This is a genomic window from Neptuniibacter sp. QD37_11, from assembly GCF_047778105.1.
Lineage (GTDB): Bacteria > Pseudomonadota > Gammaproteobacteria > Pseudomonadales > Balneatricaceae > Neptuniibacter.
Genome location: NZ_CP180552.1, coordinates 1,636,285 through 1,660,903, shown reverse-complemented (window position 1 = coordinate 1,660,903; position 24,619 = coordinate 1,636,285). Strand labels below are relative to the sequence as shown.

Sequence of the window (24,619 nt, the reverse complement as noted above, 5' to 3'; positions counted from 1 at the left end):
ACGGTTATGAGCAGAAGAGTAAAAGTACAGCTAAACCGAGTAGAAGGTGACCTTGAGCTAGAACTTGAAGTGGATCAAGGGGTCGTCACTAATGCTTGGTGTATCGGCACAATGTATCGGGGTTTCGAGCAGATACTCATTGGCCGAGCAGCCATGGATTCACTGGCGATCACCCCAAGAATTTGCGGCATTTGTAGCACTGCGCATCTATATGCGAGTGTACTTGCATTAGAATCCATGTCTCATATCACGCCACCGCCTAATGCCATCAGAGTAAGGAATATATGTTTGTTAGCTGAAGAGATTCAGTCTGATTGCAGGCAAACATTTCTGATGTTTACCCCTGATCTTTGCCATCCTAACTACTCCAAACTCAAGCTTTACGATGAGATAAAAAAACAGTTTGAGGATATGACTGGGAGCATTTATCAAGATGCTGTCCGATTTAGTCGCGATATAATTGAAATCGTCGCTATATTTGGTGGGCAGTGGCCTCACTCTTCATATATGGTCCCTGGAGGAGTCACTTCCCTCCCTGATACCAATAAAGTTATTAGTGCATTAAGTGTTGTCGACAACTATATCAATTGGTTAGAAACGAAAGTACTTGGAGTATCCATCGACCTTTGGAATCAAATTGATAGCTTAGAAAAACTTAATGAACTCACCGAAACAGGTAAAGGCGCTGGGAGTCTTTTCTATCAATTCGGTAAAAATATCGCGTTAAATCAAATTGGCGGGGGCTGTAAATTATTGATGAGTTATGGCTCCCTTATCGATCCAGATAATCCAGAAGATACATTACGCAATCGTGGAATCTACGATGCTACAACCCAAAGTTTTGAGCCTTTAGATCAAGAACAGATTACTGAGGACATCAGTTACAGCTGGTACCATGATGACCAAGCTGCACCACGTCATCCTCATGATGGTCTAACTCAACCAAAATACGATCCTGACAGCAAGCGTTATAGCTGGGCTAAAGCCCCTCGCTATAACGACCAAGTCGTCCAAACAGGTCCTTTAGCGCAGCTTATTTTAGATAAAGACCCTCTTCTTCTTGATATGTTAAAGAAGCAAGGTGGCAATACTCTTCTAAGGCAATTTGCACGAATACAACGCCAAGTTAGCTCAATCACTCTGTTAAAAGAACAGCTTCAAGGCCTGTTAGCTAATATCTCTGAACCAACTATGGTTCACCAACCCCTCTTGGATGGTGAAGGTATAGGCATGATTGAAGCCGCGCGAGGAAGTCTCGGTCATTGGATGAAGGTAGAAAATGGCAGCATCATTGGCTACCAAGTAATCACACCCACTGCTTGGAACGCATCACCTAGAGATCAAAATCAACAACCTGGTCACATCGAAAGCAGCCTAATTGGTATAGATATTCCAGATATAGATGATCCTTTATCTGTTGGTCACGTGGTCCGCTCTCATGATCCTTGTTTAGTATGTACCGTACATCTACTAGGCAGTAACAAGAAACACCGTTATGGAGTGATTTAATGACGGTGATTTTATGCTTTGGAAATGAATGGCATGGGGATGATGGCTTTGGTTATGCAGTCTATAACACTCTCAACCAAACCGATTTGCCGTCAAAAGTAGATCTTTACTATTGCGCTACTAATAGTCTGACCGCTACTCGTTTGATCAAAGACACATCGCGATTAATATTGGTCGACGCCTACCAATCCGACAGCAACAATGCGGGTACACTACAGTGGTTCTCTAAAGACGAGTTCCAGACAAGCTATGCCAGAAACCTTCACGATGGAGGCTTAGAAGAGCTTATTAAGCATTGCGACATTTTGTTTGACTCACAAGAACTTGTGATTGAGATTTTGACGGTAACAATCCACCAAGTCTCAAGCTTTTCTGAGAAACTTTCTCCTATTATTGAGAACTGCGTCTCAGAGGCCTGCAATCAGATTTTAACCCGCGTGAATCAGGAGCCACACTATGTTTACTCCTGATAAAGCAATTACCCGCTTAGTTATTGAGCGAGAAGTAAGTATTCAAGGCTATATGCGCTGGGTAGCTCATCCTGAAAACAGAAAAAATCGACTATTAATAGTTGAGCATAAAAAACAGCTATATGCCCTACCTCTCTATTGCCAACACGCTCATGTTTCGCTTCTTAGAGCTAAAGTGGATCACAATGGTAAGGTAATTTGCCCTAAACATGGTTTAGCCACTGATCTTAAATCCAACCCAGGTGTTTTTACTGTCGAACGGCAAGGTAATTTTTTTATTACAGCCAACAGCTCTCTAATTGAAACCCAAACAGTAGAAACATGCGAGCAAGATGTAGATCAACAAACTGAATTAGAGGCATTAAAAACAGTCAACTCGGCATTGCAGAAGAAGGTACTATCAAACCTTGAATCTATGGACTCAATGCTGAGTGAAGTTGAGCATAAAAAGGTCGAGTTAGAGGAAAACAATCGTCACCTTCTTTCCGTAAATCAACTCATTGATAGCATTACTAATACAATGGAAGAGTTCTTGGTTGTCACCGACAACCAGGGACGAATTACCCGTGTTAATCCTTATGCAGAATCTATTTTAAATATAAAAGCAGAAGAGCTAATTGGAAGCTCTCCGGATAATTTCCTTCGTGACGAGACCCTAACTGAAATCATTGAAAGATTTCCTGCAAGCAACTGGGACCAAAGGCCCTATTTATACCGAGCGGTATATAGTAACAATGGATTTGAGCAAGAGATTCGCTTTAGAGATCCAACAGGACGTCATAAAGAAGTCAGCCAAAAATACTTTCTTCTAAAAGGCACTTTGATCTACGGACGAGCGGGTAAAGAGGAAGGACTCATTCTTTCCGCTACAGACATATCCGTAGTAAAAGCTAAAGAAAAACAGAAGCGCCAAGCAGACATTGAGAAACACCTACAGCTACTTCAGAGCACCTTATCCACAATCAGTCAGGGTGTGGCTATGTTTAGCGGCATAGGCGATCTACAAACCTTTAATAATTCATTCACAACCAACATTAATGTAGATCCCGACATACTAGCGCAAATACCGGGCTATGAAGTTTTATTTAGCAACAACCAAGAGATCTTAGACCCGCAACAAATACCGCCTTGCCAGAAATTGATCTCAGATAAATACCAATGGGTTCAGACATTTAAAGACGGAAGAATAATTGAATGTGAATCTGCTCCAACGCCGACTGGAGGCTTTGTAGTTACGACTCGTGACATAACTCAGAGCAGGAAAAACGAAGAACACATTCGCCTCCTCTCAACAACCGTCGAACAAAGTTCTAGTGAAGTCGTTATTACAGATACTGAAGGCACTATTGTTTATGTAAACCCTATGTTTACAGAAAATACAGGCTATAGCGCAGAAGAAGCAATCGGTAAAAAAAGCAGCATTGTTCAATCTGGCGAAATGCCAGATGAATTTTACAAAGAGCTTTGGTCAACTATCAAAGCCTCAAATAGATGGAAAGGCGAAATACTCAATAGAAAAAAATCAGGTGAAAAATTTTGGCAGTCAATGTCTGTAACGCCAATCTTTGATAATAACGGTGTGATTAGTCATTATTTATCATTAAAAGCAGACATTACCAAACAGAAAAGAGCTGAGAAACGCTTAAGATATCAAGCTGAACATGACCTCCTAACTAATCTACCCAACAGGTCTATATTGCTACATAAACTTGAGAGCTCCATCGTTGATGCGAGAGATAATCATAAAGCGTCTGCAGTTCTCTTTATGGATCTAGATAATTTTAAAGACGTGAATGATACATTGGGTCATTTGAGTGGCGATATCCTTCTGAAGCTTGTCGCTAGACGATTGCAGCAATGCTCAAAACCAACTGATTTGGTAGCAAGGCTTGGTGGTGACGAATTCGCTATTGTACAGAATGACATTGCTTGCCTCGATGACCCCAAAATTCTAGCCGAAGAGATAATCTCTTCAATCACCCGCCCATTTAAAGTTGATGATCATCTATTACATATTGGTATTAGTATTGGAATCACTGTCTTACCTACTGACGGTTTAAACACGGGTATTCTGTTACAAAATGCAGATATGGCAATGTATGAGGCCAAAGGGGTATCGGGGAGCCATTACCATTTCTTCGATTTAGACCTGCAAAAAAGCATTCAATATAAACGTACCATCGAAACGCATCTTCATCATGCAATTGAATACGATGAACTTAGTCTTTTATTTCAACCCAAAATTGATATTCAAACAGGCTTAGTTGTCGGTGCAGAAGCTTTATTACGATGGCACAGTAAAGAGCTTGGGAACATATCTCCCGCTGAATTTATACCGATTGCTGAAAGAAGCGGTCTAATAATCAAACTAGGAAGCTGGGTATTAGATAACACGCTAAAACATATCGCTGCATGGTCTCAAAGCAATATAAGTGTACCTAAAATTGCCGTTAACCTATCAACGATTCAGCTACTCGATGCCAATTTAATACTGGATATAGAAACTGCACTCAACACTCATCAAGTCCCCGCTCACAAGCTAGAACTTGAGATTACAGAAACAGCAGCCATGTCCGATCCTGAACTGTCACAAGTTCAATTAGAGGCTATAAAGAACACAGGAGTTAGTATCGCACTAGATGACTTCGGTACAGGTTATTCTTCACTATCTTACCTTGCCTCATTACCTGTTGATCGAATCAAAATTGATAGAAGCTTTGTTAATGACATCCAATTTTCTAGCCAGTCCAAAGCCATCATTGAATCGATCATACATCTGGGCAATATTATGGGTAAAATAGTGATTGCTGAAGGTGTAGAAGAAAAGGAACAACTCTGTTTACTGCAAGACCTAGGCTGTCATGAAGTACAGGGGTATTATATTTCTAAACCGATTACACCAGATCAATTTATTCATTTTTTGAATAACAAGAAATAGGGCTACGCATATATGTTTATTGCTATGAACCGCTTTAAAATCATTCCGGGTAAAGAAAATGATTTTATTGAAATTTGGAAAAACCGAGATACATATCTAGATGAAGTGCCAGGCTTTAAAAGCTTTGATTTGTTACAAGGCCCTAGCTCTGAAGAATCCACTATTTTCATCTCTCACAGCATCTGGGAATCGGAAGAAGCTTTCAAACAATGGACGAAATCTGAAGCGTTTAGAAAAGCACATGCCAACGCAAAACCTGCACAAGGTATCTATTTAGGGCCACCTCAATTTGAGGGTTTCACCAAAGCCTTTTAAGAAATAAAAAAGCGGCTGAATAAGCCGCTTTTTTTAATCTATCAATGTATCTATAAGATCGATCATGAACTCAGTTTGCTCTTCCGTCATGACCTCCCAACCTTCTAGATCCATACTTTGCAGTACACCTAGCCCTTTGGGGTCATTTCGCATACTGATCAGAAACTCTTGGAATTGTGGAATCAAAGGTTCTAACTCCGGGGAAACCAATAAGGCATGATGAACGTCACTGATTTCACTCGCCACCAATACCTTCATCTGTTTACGAATCAGTTCGGATAGATCGTCGTAGGCATCCTTTAAAAAGAATCCAGCATCAGCCTCATTATTAATCAGGCGCTTAGCAACAATCACATAAGTATCAACCGTACTCAGTTCGGTATTAGAGCCATCTAAATCTGCAGGCTCCAACATAATCATACCAATCCGGTTTACATCAGGATCACTGGTAGCAACCAGGCGGCTATTTGGCTTTAGATCTTCTACACAATTATATTGGGCATCTATATTGCTTGCGATGATCGTTTCATCAGATTTGGAAATGGGGCGTACAACCGCTCTAAATCCCAATTCTCGAACAAGCATTGAAGCGTCAAATGGATTTGCGTAAACAAGATCATACTTACCATCTTGAATATCTTTTCTTTGCGCTTCAAAACTATCGTAAAGCTCTAAATGAACCGGTCGGTCTAATTGCCGTTGTAACCAAGTATTAAAAATAAACCAACCGGAGATATGATCCGGAGAAAAGTCCGGACTCACTGTTAAATTAAGCTTCAAGGAATCACCCTACTTCATCGTTAAATACAAGGCTTCGCTTTCTGCTATTTTTCGAAGGGAAGGCTTTCGCCTTACAGAAGTGTAACCAACGACAGAACCATTACGGACATTTGGAATGACAGTCGCTTTAACCCAATAGTAACTGCCATCTTTACGTAAATTCTTTACGTATCCATGCCACTTTTTACCGGTCTTAAGCGTATCCCACAAATCTGCAAACGCTGCTGCAGGCATATCTGGGTGTCTCAAAATGTTGTGATTTTGCCCAATTAACTCTTCCTGAGAATAACCAGACATTTCAACAAATGCCTGATTAGCATGGGTAATAACTCCTTTCGTATCCGTACGAGAAACAATGAGCTTACCTTCTGGGTAAGGCTCTTCTTTATCGAGTATTTGAGCGGTGCGAGTTTCACCGCCAAAATATTTGATGACAACTTCTTGAACGCTTTCAGTCTGCGGTTCTGGCATCAATTAACCTAAAAATTTATAGAATTTTCCCAATGGCTTCTGCTGCACGTTTCACATCAAGAAAAATCAAACCTAAACGGGCGTTTGGTTTTGCCACTACAGTTAATACTGACTCATGATTCGCATGAGTCATCAATATATAACCCGAATCGCCCTTAACAAGAACCTGCTCTAGATCCCCACGTGCTAATTCATTTGCTGTTCTCTCACCAAGTGAAAGCATAGCAGCACTCATGGCCCCAACTCGGTCTTCATCCAAACCAGCTGGAAGAAGAGCTGCGATCATCAGACCATCAGTTGAGATAACAGCGGAAGCTTCAATCTCTGCTGAAGTCCCATTTAAGTCACTCAAGATTGAGGTCAACATTTCTGAGCGCATAAAATTACTCCTTTAATGTAAGGCATTAAAATACAGTTATCTGAAAATGGATCATTGATGGATATCAATAATCAAGATAACGCCTTGCTAAAACGCTTAATAAATCTACATAATTTCCTTGGTTTAAACGTGGCATCTGATCAATAACCAGCACAAAACGTTGATGACCAAGGTGAATCACCCAAAAACCCACTTGACTCAAACCAACTGGATCTAACATCCCCCAAGACTCACCCATAAATGAAAGATCTCGGTTTAGTAGTAAACTGTGACGCTCGTGTAAAGAACTTAAATCTGCAGCCAACGCGCAAAGCGCCTCTGCATGATCTGCTTCATAACCTGTAGATCCAAGACAAAATCCATGGTTATCAGCCAAAGCAACCTTACCTGTGCTTGATAACCCAGACAGCAACTCAGGTAATATTTGCTCAATAGAATCGCTGATCATTCTGGATGGCCTTTTACTCAATTGAATAAAATTCTTGTCCATAAGTTTATCGAACAGTTCTTTAGCTTCGCCTTCATCAAGATCTGTCAATTCCATAACCAATTCATGACTGAATGGTAAAGAGACATCAGAACTAAGAAGCTGGAGCAATAAGGCTCTGGCGTCATCCGGTTCAGAGCCTACAGTCGCGTAGAAAGCCCCTGCCGGACAGATCTGAATAAATTGATTTTGGATAGTAGCATTTGTCACAAAATAACTCCGATACCTTTCCTAACCCACCGCATCATTCCTGAAACCATCCAAGTGAATATGCACCGCACATAAACGTAAATACAACACGTTGCGGTATATCCAATATTCTTACAATATCCAGTGCGGTCATCTGATGACCACTCCATACATCACTAATTTCGTAACAATCAGGGACGGCCTGAAATGTTTCAAAATCAGGCTGCACTGTTAATTGCATTAACTTCTCTGGGTCCATTCCATTTAATAGTCGCCCTCTAGATGTCCAAAGGGCAACTTTCCAAATAAGTGACTCAATATTCTCTGCTAGGTGTTTTGTTTTATCTTCTAGCTTGAAATCACCTTTTGGTTCAATCTCCAACTCTCCATACCCAAATCGGGTTAAGGCGAGTTGATTTAAAAAATCATCACTGAAGGTTGTATAAAATAAACGTTGATCAGGGAAAACAAACATCTGACCCGGCAACCCAGTAATCTCGACAGGTTGATCGAGTTTAACAGCTAGGTCAACCGCTTCTGTCATTTTAACCAGTAAGGAACCTTCAGGGTTAAAGAAGATACTGCGACGCTCATCTGAACGTGATAAATCAACATCTGCTGCGTTACCGCAGCACTGTAAAATCTGCTCATTAGTTAAAGTAGGGGCAGGCTTAACACTGTTATCTTGAAGCGGTTTCTCTGCTTTTTCTGCACGTTTTGCTAACTGTTCTTTCTTCTTCTGATTATCGAGAAGTTTCTGTTTAAGCTTTTTAGCTTTTTGAGCAGCAAGCTTTTTCTTTTGCTCTTCTTTTAAACGCTTCTCTTCTTCTAGTTTTTTCTTCTTCAGAAGGAGTAATTTTTTAGCCTTTTTCTTAGCTAAGATAGCTTCATGCTTGGCTTTTTCAGCTTCAAGCTCTCGCTTCAATTGCTCTTCTTGTTCGCGAACATCAGCTTCAACCTGCTGTACTAAACGATCTGATGCACTAACAACTAGCTTGCCTTTAATTAGCTTTTGCTTAAGCGCTTCGCCTTGTCTTTTACGCGCATAATCCCGACTTCGGTAAAAATCGAGATCATCCGGATTAATCTCTTTTTTTACAGGCTGAGCAATATCCATTTCGGTTTCAGGAAAAGTTACTTCGAAACCTCTGACAATGGATAAAAGATCTTGGGCAGTATGTGGTTTTTTGAGAAGTGTAAAACCGTCCCAAGCAATATCTCTAATACTAATAACTACACGACATTCGGCCGCATATTTATTAATCAGAGATTTACTGAGTAGATTATCTTCTTCACCCTGATCGCCATTAACAACAAGAATCTGTGCAGCACTAGCGGTTACGAGCTCACAGTCAACTTCTGAAGAGAAACAATATTCAAGCATTGCTTGGTTGGGCCCAGTAAACCCAATCAATGCAATTTTGCGAACATTTTTTAGTTGACCACGTTTCTTCAAGCTCATTAGCTTCTACTACCTACCCTATCTCATCCATGCAGGCTAGCTGGCTGGAATCTTCCATTAATAAGAACAGAATGCTCTGTAGAAAGTTCAGACAGCGCTGATAGATCGTCTTCTTCGATAGCTCGCTGAATAACATTACGAACTTTTGGCTTCATAACCTTTCGAGCCTGCTCAAAGAGACGTTGGCGTAATTTTGGCCCTTTCTTACCCAGAACAAGCAAAAAATCGGCAAAAGCACCTTCAAGCGCATCACTGTCGTAACAAGCTATCGAAAGATAGATACGCTTTGTATGTAGGCGTAGCTCATCCGGCTCTGCTGCAACCATTCGAGTGAAATGGTACAAAATTCTTCGGCCTTGATGTCCACGATAAATAAGGTACCTAGGATGTTGCGCATCGAAAGCTGCTTGAATGCGTCCTGTATTAGGACTATCAAAATCGGCATTCAATTCCCAGTCAGCTAACGCATCCCAAATTAAAGAACTCACAAAATGCTCCTGCTTTTATTATTGATACACCCAGTGAATAAGCCTTTTCAAAAAATGAACTTGTTCAGGATGGTTCTTTAGTTATTGGTAATATTCCAAACAGGTGTTTGTTTTATATCTCGACCGACGCAAGAATACAAATTTATCAATAAATTAATGCACTAATTAACAGTTTTCCTTGTCAAAAGTACAACCTTATCTATGTTCACGGCAGATTAATTTTTTTCTTTAATATCAACCTAGTAAGAATAGCTCAATTTTTAGACATAGAAATAAGTTTAACAGATAGTCTTTGCTAGATCGTTGCAATGGACACCCAATGTAATTGATATCAATCTGTCACTAATAATAAGAAAGCCCCGCAATAGCGAGGCTTTGATTACTTATCTAATAAAACCGTTTATTTATCCAACAAAGCTTGTACCCATTCGTTTTCTTTATGACCAAACCAACTTTCAAGAATATTCAAGTCTTGATCGAAGTAGACCCATGTAGGCGTACCTTGAAAATCATTATTCAGGAATGTCCTACCCATTTTACTCATAGGTACAAGACGTTGAGACAAATGATTCTTGATAGCTTGCTTAACAGCCTCAGACAAACGCTCCTCATCAAACACATCTATGATCGACCCTGATAGCTTAGCGGCCGATTCTGCAGGCATAAACCAATCCATCACTACAGGCAGATCAAATTTGTAAGGTAACTTTTGCTGACCTATTTGTGCGAAATAGCGTTTAGAATGAAGCGTCAGGGCGCCCTGCTCTAGTAAGGCCTTGGTCGTTTTAGCATTGTTCAAATTGAAGTTTTCAAAAGCAGTAGAAAGCGCAAAGCAGTTCAATTGTTCATTTGCTTCGCTAATTTTACTCAACATGGGTAAAGCGCGAGACAAACAACCAGGACAATTTACTTGGAACACCAGCATTAAGTTTCGTTCTGAGAGTACTACAGAACCTTGGATAGCTTCACCCAACTGAAGATCTAACTGCATTACGCAATCCCTTTATTGCTCAGTAAGTGCAGCTACAGCCTCATCAATACTAAGCGGCTTATAAAAATAGAAACCCTGAAAGGTTGAGACACGCATTGCTCTTATCAGTTCAACTTGCTCTTCAGTTTCGACGCCCTCTACCACCAGCTCTTTACGCAATTTACGCCCTATATCGACCATGCCTTGCAATACCACACGCGCATCCTTTTGATCTGCGACACACTGAACAAAGCTTCTATCAATTTTAATGACATCAAGAGGCAGCCTTAATAGATAACTAAGTGATGAAAAACCTGCGCCAAAGTCATCTAAGCATATTGAGAAACCTATAGATTTGAGGGCATTCAGGTGTTTGATTGCAGCATCACTTCGAATCAGAGCATTTTCAGTTATCTCTAACTGCAACAATGAGCGGTCAGGCTTCAGCTCTTCTGTTAGCCTTGCAATTTCACTAATAAACTCATTATGGTGTAGTGAATTCGCTGAAACATTAATCGATATCGGCACATTGATCTGGGGATTCTGCTTTAGAATTGCACAAGATTCTTCAAATACATAAAGATCAATATCAAAGAACAAACCGGATTGTTCAATAACGGGGATGAACGCATTTGGGGGTACGATGCCTTTGACTGGATGCTGCCACCTTATCAATGCTTCGTAGCCATTTACCTTTTCCGTGACGGCATTAACTTTGGGTTGCAACACCAAAAAAAACTCACGATTCACTAGAGCGTTACGAATATCGTTTAGAAGATTAAGATGATTTCTTGATACTTCTTCATATTGACGGTCAAATTCCTGCCCCGCACCCCGACGGTTTTCTTTCGCAACCTTTAAAGCCACTTCAGCTTGTCTTAACATCTGCTCGGTGGTCTCATGCGAGAAATTATCCGCAAGCTCACTGGAACTACCGACGGTGACTCCCAATCTAATTGAATTGCCATCAACAAAGAGTGGCTTTGCACATTCTCTAGCTACATCATTAGCATCAAGGTCTGTATCTACAATTAATATGGCAAAAACATCTGTATGCAAACGTGCTAGCAAGACCTTATCGCCATAAATCCTCTTAAGGCTTCCTCCCATCTCGGCAAGTACTTTGTTACCGTAGTCATAACCTAACGACTCAATAATATTATGAAAATAATCGAGGTCAGCTAGATAGAGGGTGCAACGCTCACCACTTGATCTTACAAACGAAACTGATTTTTCAATTAATCCTAGACGACTATGTAGACCCGTTAAGGAATCAAAATAAGCAGCCTTATTTAGATGGGAAAAGAATTTGGCATTTTCTAGCCCGAGTCCCACATTCATACAGAATACTTGCAACAGCTCTTCATCAACATTTTTAAGGTCTCTTGCACCTTCTAGCATGATAACCCCTTCCCACATGGATGGAGTGGAAAGGTAAAGCCCTGTATATCGCTCACCTATACTATGCTGCTTATGCTCTAAAACATCCCGTACCAGCTCGCTCAAGCCGTCAGTGTTTAGTTGTTCAAGTTTTCGACCAAAGAAGTGATCATATTTATTTGAAGCAGCTACAACGAAATATTCATCCTCTAGTCCTTTCCTTAAAGCTAGAGGGCCATTGTGAGGCCTTTGTGAAACACAAAATATTCCGTCTGCATCGATATTGAAAAGCGCACTTATCTGCAGAAGAACACCTCTTGCAAAATCGTTAACTGAACGCTCTTTTAATAAATCTGAGGAAGCATCGATAATAGACCTCAACCCGAGTTTACTATTTTCTAATGCACAGAGATGCTGATAGGAACGAATAGCAGTAGCAAGTGCGGTAAATAAACGTGATTTTGTTAGCTCATTTTTGGTTTTGTAAGCATTGATCTCGTATCGTTCGATAATTTCATTTTCGGGAGCATAACCTGGCTGACCTGTACGAAGAATAATTTGAAGATTATGGCGTTGAAGTTTTTCACGGATCTGCTTAGCCAGAATCAGCCCTGCATCTGGACTTTCCATCACCACATCGAGTAAAACCACAGCTATATCTTCATGTTCTTCTATTAACTTATATCCCTCCTCGCCGCTGTAGGCATGAACAAAGCTTAAAGGATGACCAAGTATGTCTGTTCTAGACAGAGCCAGCGTTGTAACTTGATGCACTGAATCTTCATCGTCAATGATCGCTATTTTCCATGCCTCACGGTCATCCTCGATTTTAGGTTCATTCGAATCATCTATGATATTTAACAGCACATCACTCATTGTCTTTATCCTGTTTCGGAGCCACCAGAGGTAACACAACTTCAAACTCAGTACCCACTTTGCTCGTCACGTTAATAGATCCACCTAAAACACTAGTGACAATGTTATGCACAATATTAAGGCCTAGACCCGAACCACCCTGACCTAATTTAGTTGTATAAAAGGGGTCGAAAATACGATTTATTTTCGACTCATTTATTCCAGCACCATTATCAATAAAGTAAATTTTCACGCTGTCATTAAGGCGCGTGAATCTAATATTGATTTCACCTTCTTCACGCCCATCAAACCCATGCATGATAGAATTATTAAAGAGGTTAGTTACGACTTGCCCAAGCGGCCCAGGGTAACTATCCATCATCAAGTCAGAATCTCCTTCAACTCGATATTTGAAGCTTGTTCCTTTTAACTGATGGCGCACTGTCATCATCACTTCATCAATAACTTCCTTCAAAGCAAATTCTCGACGGCTGGAACTAGACTGATCAGTTGCCACTTGCTTGAAGTTTTGAATAAGATGGCTCGCTTTGTCTAAGGAACTCTCCATAACAGAAAAAGACTCTGCTGCTTCGCGCTCAAATTGATCCAAAAAGGACTGTTTAAGCTCACCTGCCTTAATAGAGCGTAGGAGCTCATCGATGTTTTCTTTAAGATGGCTAGACATTGTGACAGACACACCAATTGGTGTGTTAATTTCGTGAGATACACCAGCTACCAAGGCCCCCAATGAAGCCAGTTTTTCACTAGCAATGAGCTTATCCTGAGCCTGCTCAAGATTTTCAAGCGCACTAGAAAGTTTATCTCGCTCTCCCTTAAGATTGGCTTGCATCTTCTCATCAGCTAATCGAAGTTCATCAAGCTCCGTTAACTCAGACTGAAACTGCCTCAAACTATCGATAATATCGCCAATTTCATCATTACGATTACTTTCAGCGATCTCAAAATCCCTCTCACCACCTCTTAGTTTATTAATGGATTCAGATATCGCTGTCATAGGCGCAAAAATAGACCGCTTCGTGTAGGTTACAATCGCGACTAAAAGTGCGACACCGCCAACGAGTGTAAATATCAGGAGATAGTTAACCTTATTTGATAGGTCAACCAGATCATTCATACTATTTTCAACTCGGCGCCTAGCATGGGAGGACATTCCTTCCAGAAGCTCTTCCAACTCACCAAATGCGTTATGCTCTATATCTTCAATAGCCGCTAATGCATCAATTCTGTTTCTAGCTGCATAGATTTCGAAAACTTCGGCTCCACCACTTTTAAGCTCATTAAACAACCGCTCTACTTCAGCTATGCGGACTAATTCATGAGGTTTTTTCTCTAAGGGCTTTAGGCTAGCAAGGAAGGATTCAAATTGAAGGGCGTTACCAAAGAAACTCTTACGAGCATTTTGATCCCCTAATACAAACCTATCTAAGTCGGCAAGCATATCCCCAGCCTCATCAACTAGTTCTAGGTAATATCGCACAGCAGGCAGATCATCATTAATAATTTGATCTAAATCGTTAGAGGAACCAACATCGGCTATTTCCTCCTCCTTCATATCATCGAGGAGATTTTCAAGCGGCCCACCGACCTCCCGGATAAGCCGGTTAATACTTCGAGTAGCTTGTTCTTCAAGAATTGGATCAAATCGACTAAAGACCCTTTTTTCTGCGTTCTCATTAGCTGTGGCAATTAAACGATCTACAGTGATCATTTTCTTATAAGCATCACTAATGGGGGGTATTTCCTGTCGATATTGGTCAAACTCTTCTTTATTAGCAAAATATTCTTGCTTCTCTTCAGACTCACCCAACACATACTCAAGCAGATTAGAATTCATATCTCCTAATTCATCTTGCATTGCTTGGGTATAGAGGGCGACAGGCATATCCCTTGTTGTGACCTCTTCACTGGACTCACTCACCTTGAGACCAACAACAATCTGCACAACAACAAAGACAGCAAAAACGACTGACACAGCTAATAAACTGATGTTAATACGAGTAAGAATGGAACTGCGCTTCATAGCCTCCCCCTACTTAAAAGTATTCTCAGTATAGGATGTGTATTTGAATGCTGCAGAGACTAATACGAATAATTAAATCAATTAGATCCCAAAAACGAAAAAAGCCTGCTAAGCAGGCTTTATTTAGTATTTGATATAACAATCAATAATTAAAGATCAGGTAATTGATAGTGTGATAACAATTCATCAATTTCATTTTTATTACTACATTCCTGCACCTGCCTAACAACATCGGGCGTTAAATGTGGGGCAAAACGCTGGATAAAATCGAACATGTAACCACGCAAGAATGTACCTTTTCTGAAACCAATCTTGGTAGTGCTTGGTTCAAACAAATGACTGGCATCCAAGCGGACCAAATCACTATCTTGACGCTCATCAAAAGCCATTGAGGCAATAATGCCTACACCCAAGCCAAGACGAACATAAGTTTTGATAACATCAGAATCTACAGCAGTGAAAACAACTTTTGGCTCTAACCCTTCTTTAATGAATGCATCATCTAATTTTGACCGACCTGTAAATCCGAACACGTATGTCACGATCGGCTGTTCAGCCAAATCAGTCAGCGTTAACTTAGAAACTTGAGTTAATGGATGGTCCTTGGGAACAACCACAGAACGGTTCCAACGATAGCAAGGCATCATAATCAAATCACTAAAATGCGCCATTGCTTCAGTCGCAATCGCAAAATCAACTGAACCATCAGCAGCCATCTCAGAGATCTGCATCGGTGTACCTTGATGCATATGTAGGGAGACTTCAGGATACTCCTTCATAAACCCAGTGATAGTCGGCGGAAGCGCATATCGGGCTTGAGTATGGGTAGTTGCAACATCCAAACTACCCTTACGCTCATCACTAAACTCTTGAGCAACCTGTTTGATACTTTCAACTTTCTGAAGAATTTCACCCGCAACGGATAGAATCGCCTGTCCTGCTGGTGTGACACGGGTAAGGTGCTTACCACTACGTGCAAACACCTCAACCCCTAACTCATCTTCGAGCAATCTGATTTGCTTACTGATACCTGGCTGTGATGTATATAGGCTTTGCGCTGTGGCAGAGACATTAAGGTCATGTCGTGCAACTTCCCAGATATAACGCAGCTGCTGCAATTTCATCAAACACTCCAGATAAACTCAGTAGATATGTAATCGTTTAGTAATAAAAAACAACTCTAATATAACAGTTTAGAATAAAATCTATCCTAATGCATCTAAGTTATAAAGGAATTATAGGCGGCTATTTAAACGCCTAATCTCTTCATCTTGAGTTATAATTTTTTTCTCTAAACTAGATATCTTAGCTAGCGCCCTTACTAGCTCTTCTTCTTTATCTTTGTATTGATTTCTGACACTAGATTCACGGCGTGATTGCTCATTAGCAATTGCCACTTGTTTCTGCCTAGCCTTTCTCAACTCTTCATCAAGCTCTTTAATTTTACTTTCTAACCGCTTGTTTTTATTGGTTTCAGATAGAAGCTGAGTATTAATTTTAGATAGATCTCTATTCTGGCCAGTACTATCTTGCTTGATCTTTTTGAGTTCGTCTTCGAGGCTTTTTATTTGTGTTTTCTGCGTGTCATGTTTTACATCTTTACGCGCTAGTTCAGCCTGTAAATCATGAATAGACTTAGTTAAAGCCGATTCTTTTTTACCTACTTCATCACGCAACTTTTCTAATGCGCCTCGGTAGTAACGGACATCAGCATCGGCTTTGCTAACCGCATCAAGCGTATGCCTTTGCTCATCTTTAATACGCTGATCAAATGTACGTTTACTATCATCGTGAGTTTTTCGTAGATGCGTAAGCTCTTGCTCAACGTTAGATTTTGCCTGCTCTTCTTGCTTACGCTGAGATGTTTCCGCCATCAAGTTAGATTTCAAAACTTCAATCTCAGCTTCAAGCCCTTTAATCTGAGAGTGAATCTCTTCATTTCGGCTAATTTGATTACGAAGTTTGTCTTCTAATTCTATAAGTTGGCCACGAGATGCTTGGAGAGATTCATCTGCTTCACGACGGACAACATCAATTCCAACCTCTTGGCGATGCTTCTCTTCGATAAACTTGCTACTCGCCTCTTGAACAGCCTGCTGCCAGACACGCGCAAACGCTTGCCCCAAAACTTCCGGTACGTCCGGAACAACGATAGACGATGCGGAAACAGATAACCTTTCTGGCACCAACTCCCACCAACTATCAAAATACCCTTCAATCTCTGCTGGCTGGTGACCAAGAGACTCTGCAACAACTGATAATGTTGGCTGAACACCCGCCATTAATAATCGATCAGCAGTCGCATAAGTTTTATCTTTTAATTCCATATCACTCATTCAGAGAAACCTACTTACTATTAATACTTTTAAAACGTTTTACGGCTTTTTGTAACTGCATATCTAATGGTGCTTTGACTATCTTTCGCCCACCAGAAGGTAATGGGAAACGTAATTCTGCTGCATGAAGAAACAGACGTTTAAATCCATGCTCTCGCATTGCAGCATTATCTTCATCTGGCGTGTACTTTTCATCCCCGACAATAGGATGGCCAGCAAATTGGCAGTGAACCCTGATTTGATGTGTACGACCAGTAATCGGTCTAGCCTCAACCAAGGTAGCTTGGCGACCAAAACGCTCAAGGACTTTGTATTCAGTTAACGAAGCCTTACCGTCTGCTGCAACTTTGACAACACGTTCCCCAGATTTAAGCTCGTTCTTACGTAAAGGCGCATCGATTTTGCGCTTTCGCTCATTCCAACTGCCAATGACTAACGCGTGATATATTTTAGTGATAGTGCTTTTCTGCAAAGATTCATGCATCAATTTCAGTGCACTACGCTTTTTAGCCATCATGATACAACCTGATGTATCGCGATCTAAGCGATGGACTAATTCTAGAAACTTGCACTGAGGGCGCATCTGACGAAACGACTCAATCAAACCTAAACTAATACCACTGCCTCCATGCACAGCGATACCAGAAGGCTTATTTACGACAATAATGTCGTTATCTTCGTAAAGGATAGACGCTTCTAATTTTTCACTGAGCTGATCACTAACTTTAGCTGGCTCTTTTTTATCAGCTAAACGTACGGGCGGGATTCGAACCAAATCATTTAACTTTAGACGATACTCCGGCTTTACGCGTTTTTTATTTACTCTAACCTCGCCTTTTCGAAGGATTCGGTAAACAAGGCTTTTAGGTGCGCCTTTAAGAGCAGTGATTAAAAAATTATCGATCCTCTGCCCATCATTATTTTCAGTTATTTCTACGAAACGAACCTTGCTTGCTTCTTGACTGTTTTGCTGTGACATATTTGATATGAAAACCGATTACCGAATTGATGCACTAGTTGATAGCTGCTATATTCTAGCGCTGCTGCAGTCTGTTGGCTTTATCTTTTTTCACAGGTGCCGTAATACAGACCAAATATCACAGTTAAATACACTGTAGATGCCGTCAGCAACAAAGAATTTAATTAAAAAGCTTTTCACCCAGCCGAGTATGACCGGTTGGAGGTAGAGACGTACTTTAGCCAGGAACCTGCTTTTACAAAGCAGTAACAATTAGCTAGAAGAATAAATAGGCTACTGATTCCTCTACCGTGGACGATTAATACGCCGATTGCGTATTAATAAAAATTACCATCAGATTAGATGGCTTTAATCCCTGCGCACTATATTGCTGCAGGCTTGGCTATTACAGCCGCCCGACCCAAAATTGATCGGGTAAATGCCTTATATACTGCATGTGAGTCCAAAAGACGGGTACCCTCTGGGCACTCTGGCTTGGCGAAAAGCGTTCTATTAAGAGAACGTCATGAAAAGAATGCTTATCAACGCAACTCAACCTGAAGAGTTGCGTGTAGCGCTGGTTGATGGCCAGCGTCTATATGACCTGGATATTGAATCCGGCTCAAGAGAACAGAAAAAAGCCAATATTTATAAAGGCAAAATCACCCGCATCGAGCCAAGCCTAGAAGCTGCGTTCGTAGATTACGGTGCTGAACGCCACGGCTTCCTTCCGCTTAAAGAAATTTCTCGCGAATACTTTATCAAGCCACCTACTCGTGGCTCACGCCCAAACATTAAAGAAGTGCTGAAAGAAGGCACTGAAGTTATTGTTCAGGTTGATAAAGAAGAGCGCGGCAATAAAGGTGCTGCACTAACCACCTTCATTAGCCTTGCCGGTCGCTACCTTGTGCTTATGCCAAATAACCCTCGTGCAGGCGGCATCTCCCGCCGCATCGAAGGCGAAGAACGCACACAATTAAAAGAAGCACTTTCCGGCGTTAATGTTCCTAAACAGATGGGCATTATCGTTCGTACAGCAGGCGTTGGCCGCACAAGCGAAGAGCTTCAGTGGGACTTTGAATACCTTCAAACACTATGGACTGCTATTAAGCAAGCCTCTGAAGAAAAGCCTGCTCCATTCCTAATCTATCAGGAAAGCAACGTAGTAATCCGTGCCGTTCGAGATTACCTACGCTCAGATATCGGCGAAGTTTTAATCGACGACCCACAAGTTTTCGAAGATGCTAAAAACTTCGTTAAGCAGGTAATGCCTACTTACGAAAACAAAATTAAGCATTACTCCGAACAAACACCATTGTTCAATCGCTTCCAGATTGAGACTCAGATTGAAACTGCATTCCAACGCGAAGTAACACTTCCGTCTGGCGGCTCAATCGTAATTGATCCTACAGAAGCACTTGTTTCGATCGACATCAACTCCGCGCGAGCGACACGTGGTGGCGATATTGAAGAAACAGCACTTCACACAAACCTTGAAGCAGCTGACGAAATCGCACGTCAATTACGCCTGCGTGATATCGGCGGCTTGGTTGTTATCGATTTCATCGACATGACACCAATCAAGAACCAACGTGAAGTAGAAAATCGCCTGAGAGATGCGCTCAAACTTGATCGCGCTCGTGTACAAATGGGGCGAATCTCTCGTTTCGGCCTACTTGAGATGTCTCGTCAACGCTTGCGCCCTTCTCTTGCAGAAACACGCGGCGTTGTATGCCCACGCTGTAACGGCCAAGGCACAATCCGTGACACCGAGTCTCTTGCACTATCCATTCTTCGTCTTATCGAGGAGGAATCTGGCAAAGACCGTACAGCTCAGATTCGTGCAATCTTGCCAGTTACTGTAGCGACATATCTACTCAACGAAAAACGTCACGCTGTTCACGATATAGAACTTCGCCAAGATGTACGTGTTGTCATCGTTCCAAACCCGAACATGGAAACACCGCACTACGAAGTAGTTCGGTTACGTGACGATCACACGGTTGCGACAACAAATGATGCAAGCTACACAATGCAGCCAGAGCCAGAAGAAGCCGAGTCACTTGAAGCCGCAGCCACCTCTCAGGCTAGCGCTCCTCGCGAACAAGCAGCTGTGCGCAGCGTTGCTCCTAAAACACCTGCACCTGAAGCAGCTACAGAAGCACCTAAAGCAGCAACACCTGCCCCAGCACCAGTTAAAAACAATGAGTCCTTAGGCAGCCGCGTAGTTGGCATGTTCAAGAGCCTATTTGGTGGCAGTAGCTCCGAAACCACTGAAGAAAAAGAACAGCCAAGCGAAGAAAAGAGCACTTCACGCCCTAAACGTAAGCGTAATGATCGCAACGAATCAAGCCGCAAGCGTCGCCGTCGTGACAATGATCGTAAGCGCACCCCTAAGCAGAACGATGAGATCATTACCGTACAACCTGAGCCTGATCAGCCTCTAAACCAAAACGAAGATAAGCCAAAACGTCGTCGCCGTAAACGCAAAGGCGAAAACGAACCGGCAGAATCTAAAAGCAAACAGGATCTGAGCAACACAGATTCTCAGAATACTGAAGAGCAAGAAGAAGCACCACGCAATCCACGTCGCCGTGGCCGTCGTCGTCGCACCACTGAACGCTCGGCCAAACGCACTAATAACGTTGCAACAGAAGTTGAAACTAAAGATACAGCACCAACTGCTGAAGCTACTATTGAAGATACAAAAGCCTCAAATACGGTAAGCGAAAGCTCAGAAGCTAAAGCACCTGAAGCAACAGCTGACACAACGCCAGCTGAAATTGCAGAAGCAACTGAAACTGTAGAAGCTACCGAAACAGCAGAAGCGACTGAAATTACAGAAGCAACTGAAACTACAGAGGCGACTGAAACTACAGAAGCGACTAAAACTACAGAAGCGACTGAAACTGCAGAAGCAACTGAAACTACAGAGGCGACTGAAACTACAGAAGCAACTGAAACTGCAGAAGCTACTGAAACTACAGAGGCGACTGAAACTACAGAGGCGACTGAAACTACAGAAGCAACTGAAACTGCAGAAGCTACTGAAACTACAGAGGCGACTGAAACTACAGAGGCGACTGAAACTACAGAGGCGACTGAAACTACAGAGGCGACTGAAACTGCAGAAGCGACTGAAACTTCAGAAGCAACTGAAACTGCAGAGCCAGAAGCCAATGAAAGACCTGTTCGCAAACGTCGTACTCGTCGCGCACCAAACGATCCTCGTGAAGTTCGCAAACGCCAAAACGTAGAATCAGAGTCAACTGAGAAATAATTTAGAAACAAATAATAAAGGGGCTACTTAGCCCCTTTTTCTTTGCCTGATATAAAGACCCACCAAGCAATTAATACAAAATTACTTCTTCTTAAAAATATCCAGCAACTTCTTCTTTGAATCAGTTTCTTTTGAGGGTAAAGCCTTTTCGAATCTTTTCTGAATAGATTCTAACTTTTCTTCTTTTTTCTTGTGTTTTGCCTTCTCTCTAGAAGCATCCAAACTAACAACTTTACCTGACATAAATCACCCACCGCTTAGCGTCTGTCTTGTGACTCAGCTCCACGTTTTTCGTAAGAGTCTTGAGCTTGATTTGGTTGTTTAGGTTTTTGCTCAGCTTTCCACTGATCCAGCTCATCAAAATAGATATCCCAGACACATTGAGAACACCCACTTTCGCAACACTCAAAATCACCAGGAGGAATCGGCTTTTCTTTAGAACTCATATAAACCTCATTCATAAGTCCATTTTACAAGACAAATCTCCTTTTGATATCGCGACTAAACCTAAAGTATCACAGACTAATTCAATACAAAAACTGCAACAAAAGTAAGCTATAAATAGTAGTCGAACTACAAAAAAACTAATGGGTTAGTGCTTTTTCGCACTGCAACAAGCGCAAAATTAAAAAAAAGTTGTAAAAACACAACAACATTAGCCATAAGTACATAGGCCAGACGTATGACTCGGCGTCTAATTTCAGTATAATTCTGTCACTAAATTACAACCATCGGGTTTAAAAATAGTGGAGAAAGGCGGCCACAAGCCACCTTGATTTAAACCCTTGGCCGCACTGCCATAAAACTTTGGGGATTACAATGACTACAAAAAAACAAACCATCTATTACACCCTAACCGACGAAGCACCATCCTTGGCGACATGTTCACTTCTGCCAATCGTAAGAGCTTTCACTTCTGCAGCAGACATCGACGTAAAAATCACAGATATCTCTTTAGCTGGGCGTGTACTATCCGCCTTCCCTGAGAAGCTTACTGCAGAACAGCGTGTTGAAGATGGCCTAAAGTTTCTAGGCGAACTAACTCAAGATCCGGAAGCAAACATCATCAAGCTTCCAAATATCAGTGCTTCAATCCCTCAGCTAAAAGCATGCATCACTGAGCTTCAAGGCCAGGGCTACGATATCCCTGATTACCCAGAAGATCCAAAGTCTGATGAAGATGTAGATGCACAGCAGCGCTACTCAAAAATCCTTGGCTCTGCTGTAAACCCAGTTCTTCGTGAAGGTAACTCTGACCGTCGCGCACCTGGTGCGGTAAAAGCTTTCGCTAAAAAATTCCCACACTCGATGGGTAAATGGAGCAAGGCTTCTCGCACACACGCTGATTACATGCGCGAAGGCGACTTCTTTTCTAGCGAGCAATCCCTAACAATGGAAGAAGCTGGCACAGTTCGTATCGAATTCGTAGATCCAGCTGGCAACGTTGAAGTTAAGAAAGAAGTTAGCCTAGAAAAAGGTGAAATCTTCGACAGCATGCGCATGAGCTGCAAAGCACTACGTGAATTCTTCGAAGAGACTCTACAAGACGCACAAGAAACTGGCGTTATGTGGTCACTACACGTTAAAGCTACGATGATGAAGGTTTCCCACCCTATCGTTTTCGGTCACGCTGTAACTGTATTCTACAAAGAGCTATTCGATGAGTACGGCGACTTCTTCGAAGAACTTGGCGTAAACCCAAATAATGGTATTGGTAGCGTATACGATAAGATCGCTGACCTACCGCGCTCTAAACGTGAAGAGATTGAAGAAGCGATCCACGCTTGCCACGAACATCGTCCAGAAATGGCGATGGTTGATTCTGTAAAAGGCATCACTAACCTACACGTTCCTTCGGACGTAATTGTTGACGCGTCTATGCCAGCAATGATTCGTAATGGCGGCAAAATGTGGGGCCCTGATGGTCGTCCGAAAGATACTAAAGCAGTAATGCCAGAGCGTACTTACGCACGAATCTACCAAGACATGATCAACTTCTGTAAAACAAACGGCGCTTTCGACCCAACTAAAATTGGTACAGTGCCAAACGTTGGCTTGATGGCTAAGAAAGCAGAAGAATACGGTTCTCACGACAAAACTTTCGAAACTGAAGCAGGCACAATGCGTGTAGTAGCTGCGGACGGTACTGTTCTTATGGAACACGAAGTTGAGAAAGGCGACATCTGGCGTGCATGTCAAACTAAAGATGAGCCAATCCGTGACTGGGTTAAACTAGCTGTTACTCGCGCGCGTCAGTCCGATACTCCTGCTATCTTCTGGCTAGATCAAGAACGTGCGCACGATCTTGAACTAACTAAGAAAGTTAACGAATACCTGAAAGATCACGACACTGACGGTCTAGAAATTTACGTTAAGTCTTACAGCCAAGCAATTCGTTTCACTATGGATCGCATGGTTCGTGGCAAAGACACGATCTCTGTTACTGGTAACGTACTACGTGACTACCTAACTGACCTATTCCCAATCATTGAGCTTGGCACTTCTGCGAAAATGCTATCGATTGTACCAATGCTTAAAGGTGGCGGCATGTACGAAACTGGCGCAGGCGGTTCTGCTCCTAAGCACGTACAACAGGTTGAAGAAGAGAACCACCTTCGTTGGGATTCCCTAGGTGAATTCCTAGCACTAGCCGTTTCTCTTGAAGACCTAGGCATCAAGCAGGGCAACAAACGCGCTGCCGTACTTTCTAAAACACTAGATGCAGCTACTGGCCGACTACTAGAAGAGAACAAATCTCCTTCTCGTAAGACTGGTGAGCTAGATAACCGTGGCAGCCACTTCTACCTAGGCCTATTCTGGGCACAAGAAGTAGCTGCTCAAACTGAAGATCCAGAACTTGCAGCAGACTTTAAAGAGCTTGCTGAAACACTAACAAGCCAAGAAGATCAGATTATCTCTGAGCTTGCTGAGTGCCAAGGCTCTCCGGCAGAACTTGACGGTTACTACCACGCTAAACGCGAATTAGTTAAGAAGGTTATGCGTCCAAGCGCTACACTAAATGCAGCACTTGCAGCAGCAACTAAATAATTAGCGATCCGCTAACGAAAAACCCGGCTTAAAGCCGGGTTTTTTATTATCTACAACAGTCTTTACTATACTCATAGGCAAAGAGCGAAATCAGTTCGGTAGCCCAATGAGAAACCTATTCAAACTATGCTCATTAGCATGCCTCTTTATAGCGCCTCAGATAGCTATAGCAGACAACGTTAGACTGACTACACATCAGCTCCCACCTTATAGCTACATACAAGACAAAATAATTACTGGCACGGCCGTAGAAGTAGTCAAAT

Annotated in this window: 20 protein-coding genes; 6 read left to right on the top strand and 14 right to left on the bottom strand. The window is 41.9% G+C overall.

The window, feature by feature from the left end; genetic code table 11:
• Positions 1 to 6: 6 nt before the first annotated feature.
• The 4 genes from ACMXYT_RS07535 to ACMXYT_RS07520 are packed head-to-tail and all read left to right on the top strand — an operon-like array spanning position 7 to position 5,232.
• Complete coding sequence (locus tag ACMXYT_RS07535; RefSeq protein WP_415912118.1) at positions 7 to 1,509, top strand: nickel-dependent hydrogenase large subunit; 1,503 nt, start codon at positions 7 to 9, stop codon at positions 1,507 to 1,509.
• Positions 1,509 to 1,979: a hydrogenase maturation protease gene (locus ACMXYT_RS07530; RefSeq protein ID WP_415884534.1), complete on the top strand. Its 471-nt coding sequence runs from the start codon at positions 1,509 to 1,511 to the stop codon at positions 1,977 to 1,979. The genes ACMXYT_RS07535 and ACMXYT_RS07530 overlap by 1 nt, the downstream gene beginning before the upstream one ends.
• A complete protein-coding gene (locus ACMXYT_RS07525) occupies positions 1,966 to 4,917 on the top strand; it encodes an EAL domain-containing protein (protein WP_415912117.1) in 2,952 nt (983 codons plus the stop codon). The genes ACMXYT_RS07530 and ACMXYT_RS07525 overlap by 14 nt, the downstream gene beginning before the upstream one ends.
• Before the next feature lie 12 nt (positions 4,918 to 4,929).
• Entirely contained in the window at positions 4,930 to 5,232 is a 303-nt protein-coding gene (locus ACMXYT_RS07520; protein WP_415901006.1) for an antibiotic biosynthesis monooxygenase family protein, read from the top strand.
• A gap of 33 nt (positions 5,233 to 5,265) precedes the next feature.
• Here the strand turns inward: ACMXYT_RS07520 and ACMXYT_RS07515 are convergent, their stop codons facing one another.
• From ACMXYT_RS07515 to rluC, 12 genes are all read right to left on the bottom strand, one after another.
• Positions 5,266 to 6,012 (bottom strand): phosphate/phosphite/phosphonate ABC transporter substrate-binding protein, encoded by a 747-nt coding sequence (locus ACMXYT_RS07515; RefSeq protein WP_415912116.1) that lies wholly within the window; start codon positions 6,010 to 6,012, stop codon positions 5,266 to 5,268.
• A gap of 9 nt (positions 6,013 to 6,021) precedes the next feature.
• Entirely contained in the window at positions 6,022 to 6,483 is a 462-nt protein-coding gene (locus tag ACMXYT_RS07510; RefSeq protein WP_415912115.1) for a PAS domain-containing protein, read from the bottom strand.
• Positions 6,484 to 6,499: 16 nt separating this feature from the next.
• Complete coding sequence (locus tag ACMXYT_RS07505; RefSeq protein WP_415884832.1) at positions 6,500 to 6,862, bottom strand: roadblock/LC7 domain-containing protein; 363 nt, start codon at positions 6,860 to 6,862, stop codon at positions 6,500 to 6,502.
• Between the two features lie 64 nt (positions 6,863 to 6,926).
• Positions 6,927 to 7,559 (bottom strand): hypothetical protein, encoded by a 633-nt coding sequence (locus ACMXYT_RS07500; protein ID WP_415912114.1) that lies wholly within the window; start codon positions 7,557 to 7,559, stop codon positions 6,927 to 6,929.
• A 34-nt stretch (positions 7,560 to 7,593) separates the two neighbouring features.
• The gene (locus tag ACMXYT_RS07495; protein WP_415912113.1) at positions 7,594 to 9,000 is read right to left on the bottom strand and encodes a hypothetical protein; all 1,407 of its coding nucleotides are present in this window, start codon (positions 8,998 to 9,000) and stop codon (positions 7,594 to 7,596) included.
• 23 nt (positions 9,001 to 9,023) lie between these two features.
• Positions 9,024 to 9,488, bottom strand: a complete 465-nt coding sequence (locus ACMXYT_RS07490) for a hypothetical protein (RefSeq protein WP_415891345.1) — start codon at positions 9,486 to 9,488, stop codon at positions 9,024 to 9,026.
• Between the two features lie 400 nt (positions 9,489 to 9,888).
• Positions 9,889 to 10,479 carry a hypothetical protein gene (locus ACMXYT_RS07485; protein ID WP_415912112.1) on the bottom strand — a complete coding sequence of 197 codons (591 nt, stop codon included), beginning with the start codon at positions 10,477 to 10,479 and terminating at the stop codon, positions 9,889 to 9,891.
• A gap of 12 nt (positions 10,480 to 10,491) precedes the next feature.
• Entirely contained in the window at positions 10,492 to 12,714 is a 2,223-nt protein-coding gene (locus ACMXYT_RS07480) for an EAL domain-containing protein (protein ID WP_415912111.1), read from the bottom strand.
• A complete protein-coding gene (locus ACMXYT_RS07475; protein WP_415912110.1) occupies positions 12,707 to 14,734 on the bottom strand; it encodes an ATP-binding protein in 2,028 nt (675 codons plus the stop codon). The genes ACMXYT_RS07480 and ACMXYT_RS07475 overlap by 8 nt, the downstream gene beginning before the upstream one ends.
• A 149-nt stretch (positions 14,735 to 14,883) precedes the next feature.
• On the bottom strand, positions 14,884 to 15,858 hold the full coding sequence (gene cysB, locus ACMXYT_RS07470; RefSeq protein WP_415912109.1) for an HTH-type transcriptional regulator CysB: 975 nt from the start codon (positions 15,856 to 15,858) through the stop codon (positions 14,884 to 14,886).
• 111 nt (positions 15,859 to 15,969) lie between these two features.
• A complete protein-coding gene (locus ACMXYT_RS07465; RefSeq protein ID WP_415900997.1) occupies positions 15,970 to 17,070 on the bottom strand; it encodes a DNA-binding protein in 1,101 nt (366 codons plus the stop codon).
• 10 nt (positions 17,071 to 17,080) lie between these two features.
• Positions 17,081 to 18,049, bottom strand: coding sequence for a 23S rRNA pseudouridine(955/2504/2580) synthase RluC (gene rluC, locus ACMXYT_RS07460; protein ID WP_415884841.1), 969 nt, complete (start codon positions 18,047 to 18,049; stop codon positions 17,081 to 17,083).
• A gap of 505 nt (positions 18,050 to 18,554) precedes the next feature.
• On the opposite strand from rluC, the gene rne reads away from it, so the two are divergent.
• Positions 18,555 to 21,308, top strand: a complete 2,754-nt coding sequence (rne, locus tag ACMXYT_RS07455) for a ribonuclease E (RefSeq protein ID WP_415912108.1) — start codon at positions 18,555 to 18,557, stop codon at positions 21,306 to 21,308.
• 81 nt (positions 21,309 to 21,389) lie between these two features.
• Here rne and ACMXYT_RS07450 read toward each other — a convergent pair whose 3' ends face one another.
• Entirely contained in the window at positions 21,390 to 21,551 is a 162-nt protein-coding gene (locus tag ACMXYT_RS07450) for a hypothetical protein (protein WP_415884518.1), read from the bottom strand.
• A gap of 14 nt (positions 21,552 to 21,565) precedes the next feature.
• Positions 21,566 to 21,754: an oxidoreductase-like domain-containing protein gene (locus ACMXYT_RS07445; protein WP_415912106.1), complete on the bottom strand. Its 189-nt coding sequence runs from the start codon at positions 21,752 to 21,754 to the stop codon at positions 21,566 to 21,568.
• A gap of 373 nt (positions 21,755 to 22,127) precedes the next feature.
• Here ACMXYT_RS07445 and ACMXYT_RS07440 point away from each other — a divergent pair, with 373 nt between their 5' ends.
• Positions 22,128 to 24,356, top strand: a complete 2,229-nt coding sequence (locus tag ACMXYT_RS07440; protein WP_415900994.1) for an NADP-dependent isocitrate dehydrogenase — start codon at positions 22,128 to 22,130, stop codon at positions 24,354 to 24,356.
• Positions 24,357 to 24,619: the final 263 nt, after the last annotated feature.